19 protein-coding genes and 1 pseudogene are annotated in these 18,442 nt (G+C 68.6%); 12 read left to right on the top strand and 8 right to left on the bottom strand.

All coding sequences use genetic code 11. The annotated features are described in order from the left end of the window. Positions 1-96 precede the first annotated feature (96 nt). Positions 97-4,602, bottom strand: coding sequence for a cation-translocating P-type ATPase (locus F5544_RS33305; protein ID WP_167476849.1), 4,506 nt, complete (start codon positions 4,600-4,602; stop codon positions 97-99). A 167-nt stretch (positions 4,603-4,769) separates the two neighbouring features. Between F5544_RS33305 and F5544_RS33300 the strand changes: the two genes are divergently transcribed. From F5544_RS33300 to F5544_RS33280, 5 genes are all read left to right on the top strand, one after another. Then, complete coding sequence (locus F5544_RS33300; RefSeq protein WP_167476848.1) at positions 4,770-4,967, top strand: KGG domain-containing protein; 198 nt, start codon at positions 4,770-4,772, stop codon at positions 4,965-4,967. A gap of 249 nt (positions 4,968-5,216) precedes the next feature. After that, positions 5,217-5,621, top strand: coding sequence for an STAS domain-containing protein (locus F5544_RS33295; RefSeq protein ID WP_167476847.1), 405 nt, complete (start codon positions 5,217-5,219; stop codon positions 5,619-5,621). Positions 5,622-5,850: 229 nt separating this feature from the next. Next, on the top strand, positions 5,851-6,351 hold the full coding sequence (locus F5544_RS33290; protein ID WP_238846783.1) for an ATP-binding protein: 501 nt from the start codon (positions 5,851-5,853) through the stop codon (positions 6,349-6,351). Then, the gene (locus tag F5544_RS33285) at positions 6,341-7,150 is read left to right on the top strand and encodes an RNA polymerase sigma factor SigF (protein ID WP_167476846.1); all 810 of its coding nucleotides are present in this window, start codon (positions 6,341-6,343) and stop codon (positions 7,148-7,150) included. The genes F5544_RS33290 and F5544_RS33285 overlap by 11 nt, the downstream gene beginning before the upstream one ends. A 71-nt stretch (positions 7,151-7,221) precedes the next feature. Continuing rightward, positions 7,222-7,470 (top strand): CsbD family protein, encoded by a 249-nt coding sequence (locus tag F5544_RS33280; protein WP_167476845.1) that lies wholly within the window; start codon positions 7,222-7,224, stop codon positions 7,468-7,470. Positions 7,471-7,540: 70 nt separating this feature from the next. Here F5544_RS33280 and F5544_RS33275 read toward each other — a convergent pair whose 3' ends face one another. The 3 genes from F5544_RS33275 to F5544_RS47355 are packed head-to-tail and all read right to left on the bottom strand — an operon-like array spanning position 7,541 to position 8,716. Beyond that, a complete protein-coding gene (locus F5544_RS33275) occupies positions 7,541-7,858 on the bottom strand; it encodes a hypothetical protein (RefSeq protein WP_167476844.1) in 318 nt (105 codons plus the stop codon). 13 nt (positions 7,859-7,871) lie between these two features. Further along, complete coding sequence (locus tag F5544_RS33270; protein WP_167476843.1) at positions 7,872-8,321, bottom strand: hypothetical protein; 450 nt, start codon at positions 8,319-8,321, stop codon at positions 7,872-7,874. Continuing rightward, a complete protein-coding gene (locus F5544_RS47355) occupies positions 8,321-8,716 on the bottom strand; it encodes a hypothetical protein (protein WP_342760394.1) in 396 nt (131 codons plus the stop codon). The genes F5544_RS33270 and F5544_RS47355 overlap by 1 nt, the downstream gene beginning before the upstream one ends. A 151-nt stretch (positions 8,717-8,867) precedes the next feature. Between F5544_RS47355 and F5544_RS33260 the strand changes: the two genes are divergently transcribed. Further along, positions 8,868-9,287: a CBS domain-containing protein gene (locus tag F5544_RS33260; protein ID WP_167476842.1), complete on the top strand. Its 420-nt coding sequence runs from the start codon at positions 8,868-8,870 to the stop codon at positions 9,285-9,287. On the opposite strand, the gene F5544_RS33255 is transcribed toward F5544_RS33260, so the two are convergent. The 3 genes from F5544_RS33255 to F5544_RS33245 are packed head-to-tail and all read right to left on the bottom strand — an operon-like array spanning position 9,284 to position 10,814. Continuing rightward, positions 9,284-10,012: a metallophosphoesterase family protein gene (locus F5544_RS33255; RefSeq protein WP_167476841.1), complete on the bottom strand. Its 729-nt coding sequence runs from the start codon at positions 10,010-10,012 to the stop codon at positions 9,284-9,286. The genes F5544_RS33260 and F5544_RS33255 overlap by 4 nt on opposite strands. Next, positions 10,003-10,257: a BON domain-containing protein gene (locus tag F5544_RS33250; RefSeq protein WP_167476840.1), complete on the bottom strand. Its 255-nt coding sequence runs from the start codon at positions 10,255-10,257 to the stop codon at positions 10,003-10,005. The genes F5544_RS33255 and F5544_RS33250 overlap by 10 nt, the downstream gene beginning before the upstream one ends. Beyond that, entirely contained in the window at positions 10,257-10,814 is a 558-nt protein-coding gene (locus tag F5544_RS33245) for a nucleotidyltransferase family protein (RefSeq protein ID WP_167476839.1), read from the bottom strand. The genes F5544_RS33250 and F5544_RS33245 overlap by 1 nt, the downstream gene beginning before the upstream one ends. A 97-nt stretch (positions 10,815-10,911) precedes the next feature. Between F5544_RS33245 and F5544_RS33240 the strand changes: the two genes are divergently transcribed. The 4 genes from F5544_RS33240 (at position 10,912) to F5544_RS33225 (ending at position 14,612) form a co-directional block, all read left to right on the top strand. After that, on the top strand, positions 10,912-11,343 hold the full coding sequence (locus tag F5544_RS33240; protein WP_167476838.1) for a ChaB family protein: 432 nt from the start codon (positions 10,912-10,914) through the stop codon (positions 11,341-11,343). Then, positions 11,340-11,807 carry a DUF6328 family protein gene (locus F5544_RS33235; protein WP_167476837.1) on the top strand — a complete coding sequence of 156 codons (468 nt, stop codon included), beginning with the start codon at positions 11,340-11,342 and terminating at the stop codon, positions 11,805-11,807. Before F5544_RS33240 ends, F5544_RS33235 begins: the two co-directional genes overlap by 4 nt. A 94-nt stretch (positions 11,808-11,901) precedes the next feature. Continuing rightward, positions 11,902-12,468 (top strand): hemerythrin domain-containing protein, encoded by a 567-nt coding sequence (locus tag F5544_RS33230; RefSeq protein WP_167476836.1) that lies wholly within the window; start codon positions 11,902-11,904, stop codon positions 12,466-12,468. 5 nt (positions 12,469-12,473) lie between these two features. Next, positions 12,474-14,612: a catalase gene (locus F5544_RS33225; RefSeq protein WP_167476835.1), complete on the top strand. Its 2,139-nt coding sequence runs from the start codon at positions 12,474-12,476 to the stop codon at positions 14,610-14,612. Between the two features lie 5 nt (positions 14,613-14,617). Here the strand turns inward: F5544_RS33225 and F5544_RS33220 are convergent, their stop codons facing one another. Continuing rightward, the gene (locus F5544_RS33220) at positions 14,618-15,571 is read right to left on the bottom strand and encodes a TIGR03557 family F420-dependent LLM class oxidoreductase (RefSeq protein ID WP_167476834.1); all 954 of its coding nucleotides are present in this window, start codon (positions 15,569-15,571) and stop codon (positions 14,618-14,620) included. A 41-nt stretch (positions 15,572-15,612) separates the two neighbouring features. Here F5544_RS33220 and F5544_RS33215 point away from each other — a divergent pair, with 41 nt between their 5' ends. After that, a complete protein-coding gene (locus F5544_RS33215; protein WP_167476833.1) occupies positions 15,613-17,424 on the top strand; it encodes a glycoside hydrolase family 15 protein in 1,812 nt (603 codons plus the stop codon). Then, positions 17,421-18,367, top strand: a pseudogene (locus F5544_RS33210) (SDR family oxidoreductase); the annotation flags it as partial. The gene F5544_RS33215 and the pseudogene F5544_RS33210, both read left to right, overlap by 4 nt. Positions 18,368-18,442: the final 75 nt, after the last annotated feature.

Genomic DNA, 18,442 nt, shown 5'->3' with positions numbered 1-18,442 from the left:
TCCTCATCCTTCCGGTCGGTGGAACCTATGGGACGGCAATGCCCGGTTCGTCGGCGGTCAAACCCGGCCGATTTATCCGGATTCGAAAAGCGAAAATTATCCGCGCAACGCGCCGAGACCGGTGGCCGCGACGGCCGAACCGCTCGCGACGAGCCAACCCACCGGACCCAGCGGGCGGCAGCCGAAGTAGGTGCACAGGCCCGGCGTCATCACGACGGTGACGAGTACCGCGCCGCTGGCCGCCGTGGTGGCCCAGACCAGCGGACTGTGCCGCGCGGCGACGAGCGTCTGACCGAGTTGGGTGCCGATCAGCGCGACGAGTCCGATGGTTTCGGCGCGCCGCCGCGTTCCGGTGTAGCGGCCGATGGTCCACGCGGCGGTCGCGCCCGCCGCGGTGGTCGCGCCGCGCAGCGCGATGGTGCGCAGCAGATCGGCGCCGAGGTCGGCGGGCGGGCGGGCGGCGAGTTCGGCGGCCAGCCGTTCGGCGCGCACATGCTGATCCTCGTCGGGGCGGCCGTCGTCGGGCTGCTGCTCGGACGAGAGCGCGACCGCCATCGCCGGGAACATATCGGTGAGCATGTTGACCAGCAGGAACTGCCGGGTACCCAGCGGCGCCTGGCCGGACAGCGCGGTGCCGAGCGCGGTGAAGGCCACCTCGCCCGCATTGCCGCCGACGAGCACGCCGACCGCGTCGCTCACCCGCTGCCACATCCCGCGGCCCTCGGCCAGCGCGGACAGCAGCACCAGCGGATCCGGATCGGTGAGCACCAGATCCGCCGCATTGCGTGCGGCCGCGGAACCCCTTGCGGCGAGCCCGATTCCGATATCGGCCGTGCGGATGGCCGCGGCGTCGTTCCCGCCGTCGCCGGCCATCGCCACCACATGTCCGGCCCGCTGCAGGGTTGCGACGATGCGGACCTTGTGCCGCGGGCTCACCCGCGCGAAAACCGCGCTGCGCTCGATGAGTTCGGCCTGCGCCGATTCGTCGAGCCGGTCCAGGTCCTGGCCGGTGGTGACGGTCGCGGTATCGATGCCGAGCTGCCTGGCGACGGCCGCCGCGGTGACCGGATGATCCCCGGTGATGATCCTGGCCTCGATATTGTTGTGCCGCAACGCGGTGATCAACGGTTCGGCCTGCGGGCGCGGGGTGTCGGCCAGGCCGATGAAGCCGAGCAGGGTGAGTTCCTCCACCGCGTCCTCGACATCGGCGGGTGCGGATTTCAGGTCGCGCCGGGCCACCACGAGCACCCGCAGCCCCGCCGCGGCGAGATCGTAGACCAGTTGGTCGGCGCGTTCACGTTCCGCGGCGGTGAACGGAATATCGTTGGGCTCACCGGTATTGCGCCGCAGCCGGACGCAGCGATCGAGGATCACCTCGGGCGCGCCCTTGACGGCCAGCCGCAGCCTGCGCGCGGCCCGGCCGAGGGTCGCGGCGTAGCCGCGGTTCGATTCGAACGGTAACTCCTCCAACGGATCCCAGCGTTCGTCGGGCGGCAGGTGGTCGCGGGCCGCGTCGAGTACCGCGCGATCGGTCGCGTGCACGACCGGGCCGTCCGGATCCGGGCAGGCGCGGGCGGCGGCGCGCAAAAGATGTTGGGCGCGTTCGGAATCGGCGTCGGGGGAGAATCGTTCGTCGAGATCGGCGAGCGCGGCCAGCCGCAGCCTGCCGTGGGTGAGGGTGCCGGTCTTGTCGAAACAGATGGTGTCCACCCGGCCCAGCGCCTCGACGGTCCGGCTGGCCCGCACCAGCACGCCGTGCCGGGACAGCCTGCGCGCGGCGGCCAGCTGCGCGATGGTGGCGACCAGTGGAAGTCCTTCCGGCACAGCGGCGGTCGCGACCGCGACACCGTCGGCGAGCGCGGCGCGCAGCCGTTGGCCACGCAGCCAGCCGAGCGCGGTGACCGCGCCACCGCCCGCCAGCGTCAGCGGCAGTGCCTGGCCGGTGAGCCGGTGCAACTGCGCCTGCACCCCGCCGGGCGGCGGCGGGACGGCGCTGGCCGCGGCCCGCTGCGCCTCGGTATCGCGGCCGACCGCGACGACGACGGCGAGCGCGTCACCGTTGACGACGGTGCTGCCCTCGAACACCATGCAGGCCCGCTCGCCGAGTGGTGCGCCCGGCGTTGCGGCCGTTCGCTTTTCGACGGTGACCGATTCACCGGTGAGTGCGGATTCGTCCAGTTCCAGATCTTCGACGGCGATGAGCCTGGCATCGGCGGGCACCACGTCACCCGCGCGCAGCGCGATCAAATCGCCGACCTGCAGCCGATCCGCGGGCACCCGCTGTTCCTCGACGGCGTCCGGGTCGACGGTCTCGGTCCGGCGCGGCACTCGGCGGCCGGTGACGGCCTCGCCCCGGATGAGTTGGCGCAGCGCGTTTTCCGCGCGCTGCCGCTGGAGAGCCGAGACCACCGCGTTGACCGAGATCACCGAGCCCACCAGGATGGCGTCGCTCGGCGCGCCGAGAATCGCGGAGGCGACGGCGCCGACGCCGAGCACCGGCGTCAGCGGATCGGCCAGTTCCTGCCGGACGTGGGATGCGAAGTGCGCCAAGGGGGTCAGCGTGCGTTCGGCGCCGGTGCGGAGCCGGTCGAGCGGGCCCGCCTCGGGTTCGGTGACCGGTTCCGGTTCCGGCAGCCGCACCAGCACCTCGTCGGGAGCCAAACTGTGCCATGGCAATAGCGGGGACAGCGGGCTCTCCGGTTCGGCATGCGCCGCTTGCCAGCCGGTGATCACCCCGGTGAGCAGGCCCGCGGTCTGTGCGGCGGTGATCGGCAGCTGTTCGCGGTGACGCTTCGGGGTGGCGGCCAGGAGCAGCCCGCCCAGCGCGCACGCGGACAGCGCGAGCACCCGCCCGCGCTCGCTGGCGTGCCTGGCCGGTGTGACGGCGGCGAGCACCCGCTGCACCTGGTCGAGGTCGGCGCAGACCGCGTCGGCGGTCCACGGCACCTGTACCGCGCCGTCCTGATCGGTGGTGACCACGCCGATTCCGGCGTCTGCGGCGGCCAGCGCCCGGTGTGCGTGCGTCGACAGCAGCGCGACCACCTTGCCGTCGCGCTGCAGTTCGCGCACGAGTTTGCGGCGCGAACGCGCGGCGGGCACGAATTCGTCCACCAGCGACCGCAATTCGTCGGTAGAGGAGTCGCCGGCGAGCACGACGCGCAATCCGGCCCGCCGGGCCGCGACGAGCACCGCCTGCGCCCGCCGGTCCAATTCGCGGCCGACCAGCACCCGCCCCACCACCTGCGACTCGGCGGATAACCGGTGCCAGCGCGGCTCGGTGCCCCGCCCGGATTGTTCCGGTACCAGCTCGAACGAATCCGGCTGTCCCGCATCGGATTCCGGTACGCCGGTGGACCAGAGCAGGCGCTGTGCCGTGCTCCACACCTGACCGGTGCGCCAATCGTGGTGCACCGCTTCGGCATCCAGCACCAGCCTGCGTCGGCCGAGCAGCACCTCACCGTCGAGCACCAGGGTGTCCAGCCGGTCTAGGCGGCGCCACAGCTCCGGATCGATGGTGACGACGCCCGCGATCGACAGCAGCGTCCCGGCCACGGCGGCGAAGCTCTCCCGGCTCGTGCGCGCCGCCTTCGGCGCGCCGAGACCGATCGCGGATGCGGCGTCGCCGGGTCCACGGCCGGTGAGCGTGGCGACGGTGCCGAGCAGTGAACCGAGCCCGGCCTCGTCCGCGCTGCGTTCCACCGGCCCGGGCGGCAGTTCGACCGGGCGCGGTTCGGCGGTCATCGGTTCGGTGACGCGCGGGTTGCGCGCCCTGGCGAGTTCGGCCTCCCACTGCCGCCACCGGACGTGCCGGGCGCCGGCCTCGGCCAGCACCAGCGCGCGCAGCCCGGCGTCCACCGCCAGGTTCGCCACGCTCTCGCCCGCCGCCTGACCGATCGCGTTCGCGGTGGTGACCAGCAGGTCGGCCCGGGCGCGGCCGACCTGTTCCTCCAGCATGGTGCGCAGCCGCGGCTGCGTGTCGACCAGTGCGGCGGCCGCTTGGAACAGCTGCACCGGCGCACGGCCGGGCACCATCGCGCCCGCCGCCGCCAGACCCATCGCCGCCAGATCCCCGATCAGCGAGATCCCGGCCGAGAGCACCGGCTCCAGGTCGGCGGGATGGCTCGCGGTCGGATCCCATTCGACATCGGTGACGCCGAGCTGCCGCTCGACCTCCTCGACCGCGGCCACCAGCTCCTCCGGTTCGATATCGCCCTCGGTCGCGGCGATCACGTGGCCGGTGATCGCGTTCACCCGCGACCAGCGCACCCCGGATACCGCGCGCAGGCGCCGTTCCACGGCGGTGGCCACCTCGGCGCCGCGGTCGGAGGTCAGCCCGCGCACCTCGACGAGGACGCGTTCGCCCATCGACGCGATGCGGCGGTCGCGGTGCAAGGTCGGGTCCAGCAGTGAGCCGAGATCGTGCCGGAGCTGACTGCCGATATCCGTCGCTGTATCGAAATGCTCTGTGGCCGAATGTATTCCGGATTCGGCCAGCCGCACCGGCAGGGTGACGGCCGCGGCCGTCAAAGCCGCCGCGGTGCGGGTCAGATCTGTTCCGGTCCGGACCGCTCTGGCGGCGAGCCCGGTAATACTGCCGATCACGTACGCTCCCTGATTTCGGTTCGACGGCTTGTTGCGGAGTGGAACTACCCGGCGTTGGCATGGGTAATCGGTGGTTGCCGATGTTTCTGCCCGGTCGACCCGGGTAGGTCCGCGGTAGTGGTCGAGAAAGGCGCCGCTACCCGGCCGCACCAGGCGAGGAGGACGAAATGACCAGCAGTCGCAGGGGATTCGCAGCGATGGATCCCGAGAAGCAGCGCAGGATCGCCAGCCAGGGGGGTAAGGCGAGCAGCGGCAGTTTCGACAACGATCCGGAGCGCGCTCGCGCGGCGGGCCGTAAGGGGGCTGCCGCCCAGCCGACCGAGGCGAAGCGGCGCGGTGGCGAGCACAGTCACCGGAACCGATAGCGGGGCAACCGGATTGACGGGAAGGGCCGCGGCGGCCCGCCCCCGCGTCCGCTCTCGTTGCCGGGGAGCCGTGACATGGATAACGAACCGTGACACACTGGAGCGAGGTTGAGACGACAGCCGATCCCAGTTCGCGACCGCAGTGGTCCGGACGGACGGGCCGATCGGGTTGGAAAGCGCAACCGATTCCCGTCGTGGTCCATCGCACGGTTTCGTAGCTGGTAACCCCCCCGTTTTGGGAGGTTTGTCATGTCAGCAATCGCCGTTCTGCAGCGCCGCGTCGAAGAAGGGCAAGAGAACGCGCGCCCGCCCGACGAAAGGCCGCGAGCGCAACGCGAAGATCGGCGCAGGCACTGTGCGATCGTGCAGATCGAGGGCGAACTCGACGCCACCGCGATCGCGGAGTTCCGCGACGCGCTGCACGAAGCGGTGCTGGCGAGCGCACGCGTTGTCGTGGTCGACCTACGTCGGGCACGATTCCTCAGCATCGGTTGCGCCGCCGAACTCGCCGCCGCTCGGGAACCAGCACTGCGGGTCGGTATCGACCTGCGTGTGGTGGCCGGGCGCTCGGAAATCGAACGGGTGCTCGCGGTGACCGGTCTGCGTCCGCTGTTCGAGTACTACCCGACCTTGCAGGTGGCCGCCGAGAGTTGATCGGGAGACGGGATGGGAAGGCGGGTTTCGCACCGGCCTTCCCATCCCGTCGTCAATCACCCGAATGGTGTTTCGGTGGGTGGCGGGCGGGTATGCGGCTGACGGACGTCACCGAAGGAGGTTGATTGGTGGAAACTTCCAGTGCTGTTACCGCCGATACCGCTTCCGGCGGTACCCGCGCCCGGGTATCGCCGACACAGGTGTGTGGTCGATGATGACGAGACATCCAGTGAACGGCTCGACCGACCGGCGGATCCCGGCCGCGTGGTCGTCCGGGGTAGAACAGGCGGAAGTGATCATGGGCGAACGCATCTCGAAGTCACCGGCGACCACCTCGACCATCGGCATCCGCGTGCCCGCCGAGTTGGACCAATTGGTCATGCTCCGGGCCATCGCCGAAACCATCGCGCTCATCGGCGATTTCGCACTCGACGAGGTCACCGATATCCGGGTCGCGGTGGACGAGATCGCGACGGCGCTGATGCGCGGCGCGGCGCCCGATTCCGAGCTCGAATGCGAATTCGGCTACAACGCGCGCCGGATGACCGTGCGCATGCGCGTCGCGGCCGGTGCGCACGATGTCATCGACGAGGGCGGCTTCGGCTGGCATGTCCTCAGGACGATCACCGAAACACTTGCGGTAGAGCGAGATCCGTTCGACAAGGCCGTCTCCGGATATCCGACCACCGTGATCTTCAGCCGGATACGGAGCGACGCAGATGACGGATGAACCGACCGCGTCGGTCGCCTCGCGCGCGGCCCGCGGTACCGACAGCTACGACAATATCGAGCCGATGTTCGAGAAGCTGGCCGGATTCGACGGGGCCGATCCGCAGCGAGCGGCGGTGCGCGCGCAACTGATCGGGCGATGTCTCCCGCTGGCCGAACATATCGCGCGTCGATTCGCCGGGCGCGGTGAGCTTTTCGACGATCTACTGCAGGTCGCCCGGCTGGGACTGGTGCACGCGGTCGACCGCTTCGACGTCGAGCGCGGTTCGTCGTTCCTGTCGTATGCGGTGCCGACCATCATGGGCGAGGTGCGCAGGCATTTCCGCGACAGCACCTGGGGCGTGCGGGTTCCCCGGCGCACCAAGGAAATTCAACTCAGGATCGGTCCGACGGTGGAGGCACTGGCCCAGCGGATCGGCCGATTGCCCAAGGCGCGTGAGATCGCGGCCGAACTGGACGTTGAAATCGAAGAGGTGACTCAGGCGCTCATCGCCGGCAACGCCTACCAGCTGGATTCGATCGATTCGGTGGCGGGCGGCGATATCGACAACGCGCCGCTGCCGGTGCTGGAGGTGCTCGGCAGTCCCGAACACGGCTACGAGCTGGTGGACCAGTTCGACGCGGTGCGCCCGCTGCTGGCCGAACTGCCCGACCGGGAACGGCGGGTACTCGTCATGCGATTCTTCGAATCGCGCACCCAATCCCAGATCGCCGAGGAATTGGGTATTTCGCAGATGCATGTTTCGCGGATTCTGTCGCGCACGCTCACCTGGTTGCGTGAAGAGGCGTTGCGCGACTGATTCGACGGCCGTTTCCCGGGTACGTCGAGTATGTCCGAAACACAAGCGCCGATATTTCGGAGGTAAATATCGTGTCCGAACACAAGAGCGGCCCCCGCGAAGGCGTCGAGGGCGTCGTCGAGGACGTGAAAGGCAAGGCCAAGGAGGCCGCCGGCACCGTCTTCGGCAACGAGCAGCTGCGCCAAGAGGGAAAAGCGCAGCAGGACAAGGCTTCCAGCCAGCGCGAGGCGGCGAAGAAGGAGGCCCAGGCGGAGCGTGAGCGCGCCGAGGCCGGCTTGGACGAGGCCAAGCAGCGCGGCTACCAGGACCGCCGGCAGTAATCCGGCGGTATCACCCGGGAGATAGAAATGGGGCGCCCGACAACGTTGTCGGGCGCCCCATTTCAGTATGTTATTTCGGTACGAAGACCCCGGTGAGGTCGGCGTTCTTTATCGGCGTGTCGGGATTGCGCTGCGCCTGGCACATGAGATCCACGGTGGTGGTCGCGGTATCGATTTCCTGATCGGTCGGCGCGCGGCCGTTTCGCTGCTGTTCCAGGAATTTCGTCACGGTCACCCGCTTCTTGCCGGTGTCCTGGTTCACATAATCGCTGCATTTGGTGTCGCCGCCCGGATTGACGGCCTTCTCGGCCGTGCCGCAGGCGCCGAGCAGCAGTGCGGCGGTCAGACCCAGTGACGCCGTTGTAATGCGAAAGGCATTGTCGCGCATGGGAATACTCCTGTCAGCGGCCGAATCCGGCCAGAGCGTCGGCGAGTTCGCCGACCTGTAGCGCGCTGAGCGCCTGCCGCCGGATATCCGGACACATCTGGTCGGTGATGCGGTCGACGACGGTGCGGTCCTTGATCACCAGATCGTTCAGGCCGCCGTTGCGTGCCGCCCAATCGTGCACGGTGACATTGAAACTCACCTTGCCCACGCCGGGTTCCTGGTTGCGCCAGTTACCCGTCTCCGGACCGATCATGTCGCAGAGCTGCTTCTCCGCCTCCGGCGTCACCTGATCCAGGTTGATCCGGTCCTTGGTGGCCGACGGCGAGCTGAAGGTGATGCTGAAATCCGGATGCGTCGTCGGGGTGGCGGGCAGCGGATTCGAGTTGTCGCCGCTACCGCAGCCGGTGAGCGCGGCGAGCAGGGCCAGCGCGCCGAGCGCGGCGGCGCCGCGAACGGGGGACATCAGTGCCCGCCGGGATCGGGCAGGTCGCCCGATTTGGCCTTGACCCTTCGGTGTTCGGCGAGCACGATCGCGGCGCCGCCGATCAGGCACACCGCGGCGACGATGGCCGCGATCACGGCCCAGCCCGCGAATCCGTAGCCCGCCGCGGTGAGTGTGAGCGCGGCGGCCACGACGCCGAGGAAGATCAGGATGATGCCCGGCCAATTCCGGCCGTCCTCGATCAGCTCGCCCGCGCGATTGCGGTTCGTCCTGAAGCGATCCGGGAATTCGGCGCGCGGCCGTCTCCTGGCGGCCGGATCCGATGAGAGGGGCTCCGGCGAGACGGGCTCCGAGGAGGCCAGCGGGTCGGTGTGATGGCCGAGGGGGTCGGTTGGTTGAACAGGTCCGGGAAACATGGTTGCGTCCTCTCGGGTCGAGCGGATCTGCCGTGGTAGCGGATACCCGGTGCGGGCCGATCCAATCAGCGGCGCGTCCGTGTGTAGCCCAGGTCGTTGCGGGTAACGCGATGCCGGAAGCTGTCGGACGAAAATGGCGAGGAGGTATCCGATGACAACCGCACGCGACCTGATGACCGAGGGCGTGAAGTGCGTTCGGTCCAGCGATTCCGTGGTGGACGCGGCCCGGCTGATGCGTGACCTGAATGTGGGTGCGCTGCCGATCTGCGGCGAGGACAACCGGCTCAAGGGCATGCTCACCGATCGCGACATCGTCGTGAAAGTCATTGCGGAGCGCAAAGATCCGACCGGTGTGCACGCCAGCGAACTGGCCGAGGGCACCCCGGTCACCGTGCAGGTGGACGATGACGCCGGCCAGGTGCTGTCCACGATGAAGCAGCATCAGGTGCGCCGGGTGCCGGTGCTGGACGGCAACCAGCTGGTCGGCATCGTGGCGCAGGCCGATGTGGCCAACGCGCTGGGCAACACCGATACCGGCGGCCTGGTCGAGGACATCTCCAAGAACGGCTAATCGACCTGGGCCAGCGCGGGATTCAGGTCGTAGACGGCGTATGCCGCGCGAATGACGGGCTGGGCGACATTGCGAACGCGAATGCCGCCCGGCGTCGTCCCGCGTTCGGCGCCCGCGTGCGCGTGCCCGTGCACCGCCAGGTCCGCGCCGCCCTCGTCGACCACCTCGCCGAGCAGATATGAGCCGAGGAACGGGTAGATCTCCCGTGGTTCGCCGTGCAACGTATCGCTGATCGGGGAGTAGTGGGTGAGCACCACCTTGACGTCGGTATCCAGCGTCGCCAGCGCGGTACGCAGGGAATCGGCCAGATCGACGGTGTGCGAGGCGAATTCGCGCATCACCCGTTCGCCGAAAACGCTCGCGCACTTACCGGCGAAACCGCCGCCGAATCCCTTGGTGCCGGCGATGCCCAAGGTGCGGCCGTTCACCGGAATGGTGACGGCCGTACCCTCCAGCACGGTGATGCCGTGGTCGGTGAGCAGTGCGGCGATTTCGTCCGGTACGTCGGCGTGGTGGTCGTGGTTGCCGAGCACGGCAACCACCGGCACCCCGAGATCGGCGAATTCCGTTGCCACCACCCGTGCCTCGTCGACGGTGCCGCAGCGGGTGAGATCACCGGCCAGCAGCAGCGCGTCGGCTCGCTCGCGCAGGTCGCGCAGGGCGGGACGGAATTGTCCGTGCGATTGCGCACCCAGGTGCACATCGCCGACGGCGGCTATTCGCATGGCAACTCCTCGACGTCGCCGGGCGGCACCGGCGGCGTGACATGCACGTCGTTGTGGATGCGTGCCTGCGGAAGCAGCTCGCGCACAACGGTTTCCATTTGTTCTCTGCGGTCGTCGCTGGTGACGTCGCCGCCGAGGACCACGACATCGCCACGGATGGTCACCTGCACACCGAGTTCGGCGGTGCGCGGATCCTCGGCGAGTGCGCGGCGCAGATGTGCGACCAGATACTGCGGGCGGTCCATCACGACACCCGCGCGATCACGTCGAGATCTTCCAGTAGGCCGAGAAAGGCTCTGGCATAAGGTGATTCGCCGGTCTGGCGGCGCACCTCGGACCAGTCGACCTGTTCGCGCACATCGCGCGCGATGCGCAGCAGCGGGCTCAGGTCCAGCCGGTGCGCGTCGAAGACGAGCAGTTTATCGATCATCAGATCGGTGGCGCTGACGACCGGCGCCACTGTGGCGCCGACCCGCATCACCTCGGCACGGTCGAGCATTTCGTCGGTCACCTCGCGCTGGTTGGGTCGGTAGATCACATCGATCAGGGTCTCGCCGTCGTATGCCTTGGTCAGCCAATCCTCGGCGGCGTCGGCGACCCGCAGGCCGGACCGGGCCAGCGCACTGCGGGCCCGCCCGACGTCGTCGGGTTTTATGAACAAATCGACATCGTGTTCGGAGGCGGGGCCGCCGCGCGCGTACGCCGCGCAGCCGCCGGCCACCGCGAAGCGGATCTCCGCGTCCGTCAGCGCATTTGCCGCGCGGGTGAGCGCGTGCAGTAGTCGATCGATGGACGGGATCATGTGCGCGTGATACCCGGATCGATCCCGATTAATCGGCGGTGCAGCGGGTACGCGCGGCAGTACCGGAGCATCTGGTGCCGAAAGGAGGCGGTGCGAAATGCCGAAGACGACCAGGACCGGAGAACCGAAGAAGTCGGAGTTGCCGAGCACCATCCAGCGCTCGGAGGAGAAGGCGCAGCGCATGTTCGCCGAGGTGCACGATTCCGCACTGGATCACTACGGCAGCGAGGAGCGGGCGCACCGGGTCGCCTTCAACGCGTTGAAGCACGGTTACGAGAAGGTCGGCGATCACTGGGAACCCAAGGGGAGGCGCGGACCGTCGGACGAGCGCGCGGAAAGCGGTGGCCCGAATCCCAAGGGGGAGAGCGCCGAAGGCGTCGATGCCAACGCGTCCAAGCGACATCTGCTCGACGTGGCGAAGCGGCTCGACATCACCGGCCGCTCGAAAATGACCAAGGACGAACTGATTTCGGCGATCGAGCGGCGCAACCGACAGGAGACGGCGCACAGCAGGCCGGGCAAGCGGTGACGGTCGACGAACGCCACGAGACGGATACCGAACGGCTGGACCGCAATTGGGGCAGTCTCATTCAGGAGCTGCGCGTGGTGGAGACCGGCGTGCAGTTCCTGACCGGCTTCCTGCTGGTGCTGCCGTTCCAGACCGGATTCGCGGTGCTGTCGCATCCGCTGCGCCTGGTGTATCTGGTGACCGTCGGCGCATCGATCGGGGCGACGGTGTTCATCGTCGCGCCGGTGTCCTGGCATCGAATTCTGTTTCGCCGCCATCGATTAGGCCATGTGGTGAGCACGGCGCACCGCTGCGCGATGACCGGGCTCGGCCTGCTCGGCGTCGCGATGACGGGGGTGATCCTGCTCGTTTTCCACACCGTGCTGGGGCCGGTGGCCGCGGTGGTCGCCGGTGCGGTGGCGGCCGTGCTGTTCGCGGCCGTCTGGCTGATCATGCCGTGGCGCTGGCGCCGGACACCGCGTTGAACACCTGACCGGGTCAGGTGTGAGGCACCGGCGCACGGGTACGCGCGACCTGTGGAACCGCAGGGGTTCCGGTCACCGAGGGAGGAGTTCCGACATGACCACAGAGCAGCGAGAAGACGTGGTCACGCTGTTGCTCGCGCAGCATGAACAGATCAAGGGGCTCATCGAGCGGGTGGAGACCACGCATGGTGAGGCCAAGCGTGAGGCGTTCGAGGATCTGGTTCGAATGCTCGCCATCCACGAGACCGCCGAGGAGGAGGTCGTGCATCCGGCGTCGCGGCGCGCTTCGGTCAGCGACAGCGTCGTCGACAGCAGGCTGCACGAGGAGAACGAGGCCAAACACGTGCTGTCCGAGCTGTACGACATGGGTGTGCTGCACGAGGGATTCGACACCAAATTCCGGACATTCGCGAATTCGGTGGTCGAGCACGCCGAAATGGAGGAGAAGGAGGAGTTCGGTCAGCTGGCCCAGCAGACCTCCGCCGACGAACGCAAGAAGCTGAGCGATGCGGTGCGGGTGGCCGAGGCCGTCGCGCCGACCCGGCCGCATCCGCACGCGGGTGAATCCGCGATCGCCAATATCATCGCGGGCCCGCCGCTGGCGCTGTTCGACCGGGTGCGCGACGCGGTGCGCGATTGGCGCAGGAAGACCGAGGAGTGAACGGTATGGACGGAGCCGCGAAGGATCGGGGCGATGGCGCCCAGAACGAGAAACAGCGACAGCTCGACAACTACCGCGTCGACCGGGAGACCGGATACCTGACCACCCAGCAGGGCGTCCGGGTGGACAGCACCGACGACGCGGTGAAGGTCGGTGAGCGCGGGCCGACCCTGCTCGCGGATTTCCACGCCAGGGAAAAGGTCACTCACTTCGACCACGAGCGCATTCCGGAGCGGGTGGTGCACGCCAGAGGGGCAGGCGCCTACGGGCACTTCCGGCCCTACAACGGCTGGCTCGCCGAATTCACCTCGGCCCGCTTCCTCATCGATCCGAGTGTGGAAACGCCGGTGTTCGTGCGCTTCTCGACCGTCGCCGGATCTCGCGGCTCGGCCGACACGGTGCGCGACGTGCGCGGGTTCGCCACGAAGTTCTATACCGCACAGGGCAATTACGATCTGGTCGGCAACAACTTCCCGGTGTTCTTCATCCAGGACGGCATCAAATTCCCCGATTTCGTGCACGCGGTGAAACCCGAGCCGCACAACGAGATTCCGCAGGCCCAGTCCGCGCACGACACGCTGTGGGATTTCGTCGCGCAGCAGCCGGAGACGTTGCACGCCATCATGTGGCTGATGTCGGACCGGGCGCTGCCACGCAGCTACCGGATGATGCAGGGCTTCGGCGTGCACACCTTCCGGCTGGTGAACGGTGAGGGCCGAGGGACCTTCGTGAAATTCCACTGGAAGCCGAAACTCGGCGTGCACTCGCTGCTGTGGGACGAATGTCAGCAGATCGCGGGCTACGACCCGGATTTCAACCGGCGTGACCTGTGGGACTGCATCGAGGCCGGACAGTATCCGGAGTGGGAGCTCGGCGTGCAGCTGGTCTCCGACGAACGCGAGTACGCCTTCGACTTCGATCTGCTCGATCCGACGAAAATCATTCCGGAGGAACAAGTTCCGGTGCAACCGGTGGGCTCGATGGTGCTCGACCGCAACCCGGACAATTTCTTCGCCGAGACCGAGCAGGTGGCCTTCCACACGGCGAATCTGGTGCCGGGGATCGACTTCACCGATGATCCGCTGCTACAGCTGCGCAACTTCTCCTACCTGGATACCCAGCTGATCCGTTTGGGCGGGCCGAATTTCGCGCAGCTGCCGATCAACCGGCCGATCGCCGACGTGCGCAACCACCAGCAGGACGGCTACGGCCAGCACGCCATTCCGCGCGGGGAGGCCGCGTACACGAAGAACACCATCGGCGGCGGATGCCCGGCGCTCGCCGACGCCGGCATGTTCAGCCATTACGCCGAACCGGTGACCGGGGCCGCTATCCGTCAGCGCGCCAGCAGTTTTCGCGAGTACTACCGGCAGCCGCGGATGTTCTGGCGCAGCATGTCGGCGCCGGAGGCCGACCATATCGTCGCGGCCTTCGCCTTCGAACTCGGGAAGGTGGAGCGGGAGGCGATCAGGCTGCGCATCGTCGAACATCTGGCGTTCATCGATGCTGATCTGGCGGTGCGCGTCGCCGGTGAGCTCGGTTTGCCAGCGCCGCCGCCGGTGCCGGGCACCGAGGACGCCGTGGTGTCGCCCGCGCTGTCCCAGCTGGCCATGAACAAGGTGGCCGACACGATCGCCACCAGGAAGGTCGCCATTCTGGCCGCCGACGGGGTGGACGCCGCCGGAGTGCGCCGGGTGCGGGCCTGGCTCACCGAGCACGGCGCGGTCACCGAAATCCTTGCGCCACACGGCGGTACGCTGCGCGGCGACGGGGACAACGGTGAAACCCTGAAGGTGGACCGGGCTTTGCCGACCATGGCGTCGGTGCTGTACGACGGGGTGATCGTCGCGGGCGGGCCGCAGGCCGCCGACATTCTCGCGAGTGCCGGTACCGCGGTGCATTTCGTGCTCGGCGCGTTCAAACACGGCAAGCCGGTAGGCGGTTTCGGCGGCGGGGTCACGGTGCTGCGGCTCGCGGGCGTCGTGCCGGACGGATCGACCGATGGCGACGTCGGTGTCGCCAACGGGGTGATCACCACGCCGGTCGCGGGCAGCGGGATTCCGGAGGACTTCATCCGTGAGTTCGCGGCTGTGCTTGCCCAGCACCGGGTTTGGCAGCGCGCGACCGCGGCGGTGCCCGCCTGACCGATTCACTGCAGCGCGGGCATGATCTCCTTCTCCCACGCGGTGAAGAAGCCGTCGAGATCGGGCCCGATCTGCTGGACGTAGAGTTCGTCGACTCCGGCGTCGAGGTACTGCCGGAGCTGGCGGATATGCCGTTCCGGATCGGGTCCGCTCGCGATATTCGTGCGCACCGTCTCGCGGTCCACCAGACTCATCGCGTCCTCGAAATCCCTTGGGCGCGGCAGGGTTTGGTTGAGCTGGCCGGGCAGCAGGTCGGTGGCCCACAGCTGGTGCGCCGCGTCGAGGCCGGATTCCTCGTCCCGCGACCAGCTGAGTTTGGTGCCCGCCTGCACCGGTTTGTCGCCGCCGCCCGCGGCGCGGAAGGTCTCCACCAGATCCGCGTCCGGCACAACGGTGCAGAACCCGTCGCCGATCCGGGCCGCCAATTGTGTTGCCTGCGGGCCGAATCCGGACAGGTAGATCGGCACCGGCTGGTCCGGCAGGGTATAGATGCGCGCGTCCTGCACCTCGTAGTGCTTGCCCCGGTGATTCACCGTGCCGCCGCGGTGCATCCTGCGGATCAGCTGTACCGCCTCCTCCAGCATTTCCAAGCGCACCGCGGGCGCGGGCCATCGATCGCCGAAAATGTGCTCGTTCAGCGCCTCACCGCTGCCGACGCCGAGTACGAACCCGCCGTCGAGCTGAACCGCCGCGGTGGCGGCGGCCTGCGCGATGACCGCGGGATGGATGCGCACGGTGGGGCAGGTGACGGCAGTGGTCACCGGCAGCGCGGTGGCCTGGGAGAGCGCGCCGATGGTGCCCCACACGAAGGGACTGTGACCCTGCGCGTCGGTCCACGGGTGGAAATGGTCGGAGATCCACAGCCGCTCGAACCCGGCGCGTTCGGCGCGTCGGGCCTGGTCGACGAGTTCTTTCGGTCCGAATTGTTCGCTGGCTAGAAAGTATCCGAAGCTCACCATGCCCGGCGGTTACCCCGCGCCGATGGTGGTATTCGGCGATCGTGATACCGGATTCGGCGAGCGAACCGCATGTGCTGCGAGAGTACGCGCTGCTGGCCGACGGGCAGCGCGGTGCGCTGGTCGGCCCGCGCGGCGATATCTCGTGGCTGTGCCTGCCCGGCTGGGACGGCGACGCCGTTTTCGCGACGTTGCTGGGCGGACGCGGGATGTACACGGTGACACCGGCGCGCCGGTCGGTGTGGGGCGGTTATTACGAGACCGGCAGCCTCATCTGGCATTCACACTGGGTGGCCGGATCCGCATTGATCGAATGCCGTGAGGCGCTGGCCTTTCCCGGCGATCCGCGGCGGGCGGTGCTGCTGCGCCGGATCATCGCGCTGCACGAGGACGCCGAGGTGGACGTATTACTGCGTCCCGCAGCCGATTTCGGTACGGCGAAGCTGCGCTCGGCGCACCGTGTCCAGCGCGGCTGGCGCGCCCGGCTCGGGCCGATCCGATTGCGTTGGACCGGTGCGGGATCGGCGCGACTGTCCGGCCCACCAGGTGATCGGTGCTGGACCGATCACCTGCGGATCGCCGCGGGCGAGCGGCACGACCTGGTACTCGAACTGGCCGACACCGAACTGCCGGACGAACCGCCGGACCCTGAACACCTCTGGGCGGCAACAGAATCCGCATGGCACCGGGAAGTGCCCGACCTAGCGGATGCGGCCGCGCCGCGCGATGCCATGCAGGCGTACGCGGTACTGCGCGGGATGACCGGGCGCAGCGGCGGGATGGTCGCCGCCGCCACCACGAGCCTGCCCGAACGGGCCGATCAGGGCGAGAACTACGACTACCGCTACGTCTGGATCCGGGACCAATGTTTCGCGGGGCAGGCGGCCGCCGCGCACGGCCCGCATCCGCTGCTGGACGATGCGGTGCAATTCACCGCGGCGCGGCTGCTCACCGACGGGCCGAAGCTGGCGCCCGCGTACACGATGTCCGGTGAAATTGTCCCTCGCGCAAGGGAACTCGACCTACCCGGCTATCCGGGCGGATTCACCGTCGTCGGGAATCAGGTGCGCGACCAATTCCAGCTCGACATCTTCGGCGAGGCGCTGCTGCTGTTCGCCGCCGCGGGCCGCCACGATCGGCTCACCGAGGAACACCGCCGCGCGATCGGTGCGGCGATCTCGGCCATCGCGGAACATCGGAATCGGCCCGATGCGGGCATCTGGGAGATCGAGGAACGCCGATGGGCGCACTCCCGGCTCACCTGCGCGGCCGGGCTGCGCGCGGTGGCCGCCTGCACCGCCACCGGCGTCGACGCGGGTCGCTGTGCCGCACTTGCGGATTCGCTGGTGGCCGAGGTTTCCCTCGACAGCGTGCACCCGACCGGGCGGTGGCAGCGCGCCCCCGATACGCCCGGTGTGGACGCGGCGCTGGTGCTGCCGATGATCCGCGGTGCGGTGCCGCCGCATGATCCACGCAGCATGGCCACCTTTCGCGCGATCCGGCGCGAATTGACCGTGGATTTCCATGTTTATCGGTATCGGCACGACGACCGGCCGCTCGAGTCGGTCGAGGGTGCGTTCCTGTTCTGTGGCTTCACCATGGCGCTCGCCGCGGCACAACTCGGACAGCCGGTGACGGCGCTGCGGTTCTTCGAACGCAATCGCGCGGCCTGCGGCACACCCGGCCTGTTCGCCGAGGAGTTCGACGTCGCCCAGCGGCAGCTGCGCGGCAACCTGCCGCAGGCCTTCGTGCACGCGCTGCTGCTCGAATCCGCGATTCGCCTTGCGCCGCTACAGGAATGGCCCGATCCGGAACCGGCCGTCGGGCGTCCGATACATGGGAAGGAAGCGATATGACAGTGGTGATGATCACCGGGGCCAGCGGTGGGATCGGGCGGGCGACCGCCCGCCGGTTCGCGGCCGACGGCGCGCGGATCGGGTTGCTCGCCCGCGGCGAGAAGGGTCTGGCCGCGGCCGCGACCGAGGTGCGCGCACTCGGTGGTGAGGCACTGATATTGCCCTGTGACGCATCGGATTTCGCCGCCGTCGACGCGGCGGCGGGCAAGCTGGAGGCCGAATTCGGGCCGATCGACGTGTGGGTGAACGCCGCATTCGTCTCGGTGTTCGCGCCCTTCGCGCGGATCAGGCCGGACGAGTTCCGCCGGGTCACCGAGGTGACGTATCTCGGCGCGGTGCACGGCACCATGGCCGCGCTGGCCCGCATGCGCGAGCGCGACCGCGGCGCGATCGTACAGGTCGGTTCGGCGTTGGGGGAGCGGGCGATTCCGCTGCAATCGGCGTACTGCGGTGCCAAGCACGCGATCAACGGCTTCACCGAATCGCTGCGAGTGGAGCTGCTGCACGACCACAGCAATGTGCACATCACCATCGTGCAAGCGCCCGCGGTGAACACGCCCCAGTTCTCCTGGGTGCGGTCCAGGCTGCCGAAGCGCCCACAGCCCGTACCACCCATCTACCAGCCCGAAATCATTGCCGACACAATAGCTTTCGCCGCCACCCACCCCCGCCGCAAACAGTACTGGGTCGGCGCGAGCACCGTCGGCACGGTACTGGCCCAACGCCTCGCCCCGCCCTACTGGACCGCTACCTGGCCCGCACCGGATACCGCTCCCAGCAAACCGATCTCGCCGCCGAACCCCGCGCCGACAACCTCTGGCACCCCCTGGACCGCCCGGACGGCGCCGATTACGGCGCACACGGCGATTTCGACGCCAGAGCACACCGCCGCAGCCCACAGACTTGGCTCGCTCAGCGGGTCGAATCGATAGCCGGTTCGTTGAGACGCCGCTGAGGCGGCCTATTGGACATCCGGTACGGCGCGGCGGATTCCGCGATGCGGATACCGTGGCCGCAG

The sequence above is a fragment of the Nocardia arthritidis genome, from assembly GCF_011801145.1.
Lineage (GTDB): Bacteria > Actinomycetota > Actinomycetes > Mycobacteriales > Mycobacteriaceae > Nocardia > Nocardia arthritidis_A.
Note: the sequence above shows the minus strand (reverse complement) of the source record. Positions and strands in the feature narration are given on the sequence as shown.

Excerpts from the sequence above, each read along its gene's own strand:
- F5544_RS33300 (WP_167476848.1), top strand. The coding sequence starts at position 4,770 with ATGACCAGCAGTCGCAGGGGATTCGCAGCGATGGATCCCGAGAAGCAG.
- F5544_RS33295 (WP_167476847.1), top strand. The coding sequence starts at position 5,217 with ATGTCAGCAATCGCCGTTCTGCAGCGCCGCGTCGAAGAAGGGCAAGAG.
- F5544_RS33285 (WP_167476846.1), top strand. The coding sequence starts at position 6,341 with ATGACGGATGAACCGACCGCGTCGGTCGCCTCGCGCGCGGCCCGCGGT.
- F5544_RS33275 (WP_167476844.1), bottom strand. The coding sequence starts at position 7,858 with ATGCGCGACAATGCCTTTCGCATTACAACGGCGTCACTGGGTCTGACC.
- F5544_RS33270 (WP_167476843.1), bottom strand. The coding sequence starts at position 8,321 with ATGTCCCCCGTTCGCGGCGCCGCCGCGCTCGGCGCGCTGGCCCTGCTC.
- F5544_RS47355 (WP_342760394.1), bottom strand. The coding sequence starts at position 8,716 with ATGTTTCCCGGACCTGTTCAACCAACCGACCCCCTCGGCCATCACACC.
- F5544_RS33260 (WP_167476842.1), top strand. The coding sequence starts at position 8,868 with ATGACAACCGCACGCGACCTGATGACCGAGGGCGTGAAGTGCGTTCGG.
- F5544_RS33255 (WP_167476841.1), bottom strand. The coding sequence starts at position 10,012 with ATGCGAATAGCCGCCGTCGGCGATGTGCACCTGGGTGCGCAATCGCAC.
- F5544_RS33250 (WP_167476840.1), bottom strand. The coding sequence starts at position 10,257 with ATGGACCGCCCGCAGTATCTGGTCGCACATCTGCGCCGCGCACTCGCC.
- F5544_RS33245 (WP_167476839.1), bottom strand. The coding sequence starts at position 10,814 with ATGATCCCGTCCATCGATCGACTACTGCACGCGCTCACCCGCGCGGCA.
- F5544_RS33240 (WP_167476838.1), top strand. The coding sequence starts at position 10,912 with ATGCCGAAGACGACCAGGACCGGAGAACCGAAGAAGTCGGAGTTGCCG.
- F5544_RS33230 (WP_167476836.1), top strand. The coding sequence starts at position 11,902 with ATGACCACAGAGCAGCGAGAAGACGTGGTCACGCTGTTGCTCGCGCAG.
- F5544_RS33225 (WP_167476835.1), top strand. The coding sequence starts at position 12,474 with ATGGACGGAGCCGCGAAGGATCGGGGCGATGGCGCCCAGAACGAGAAA.
- F5544_RS33220 (WP_167476834.1), bottom strand. The coding sequence starts at position 15,571 with ATGGTGAGCTTCGGATACTTTCTAGCCAGCGAACAATTCGGACCGAAA.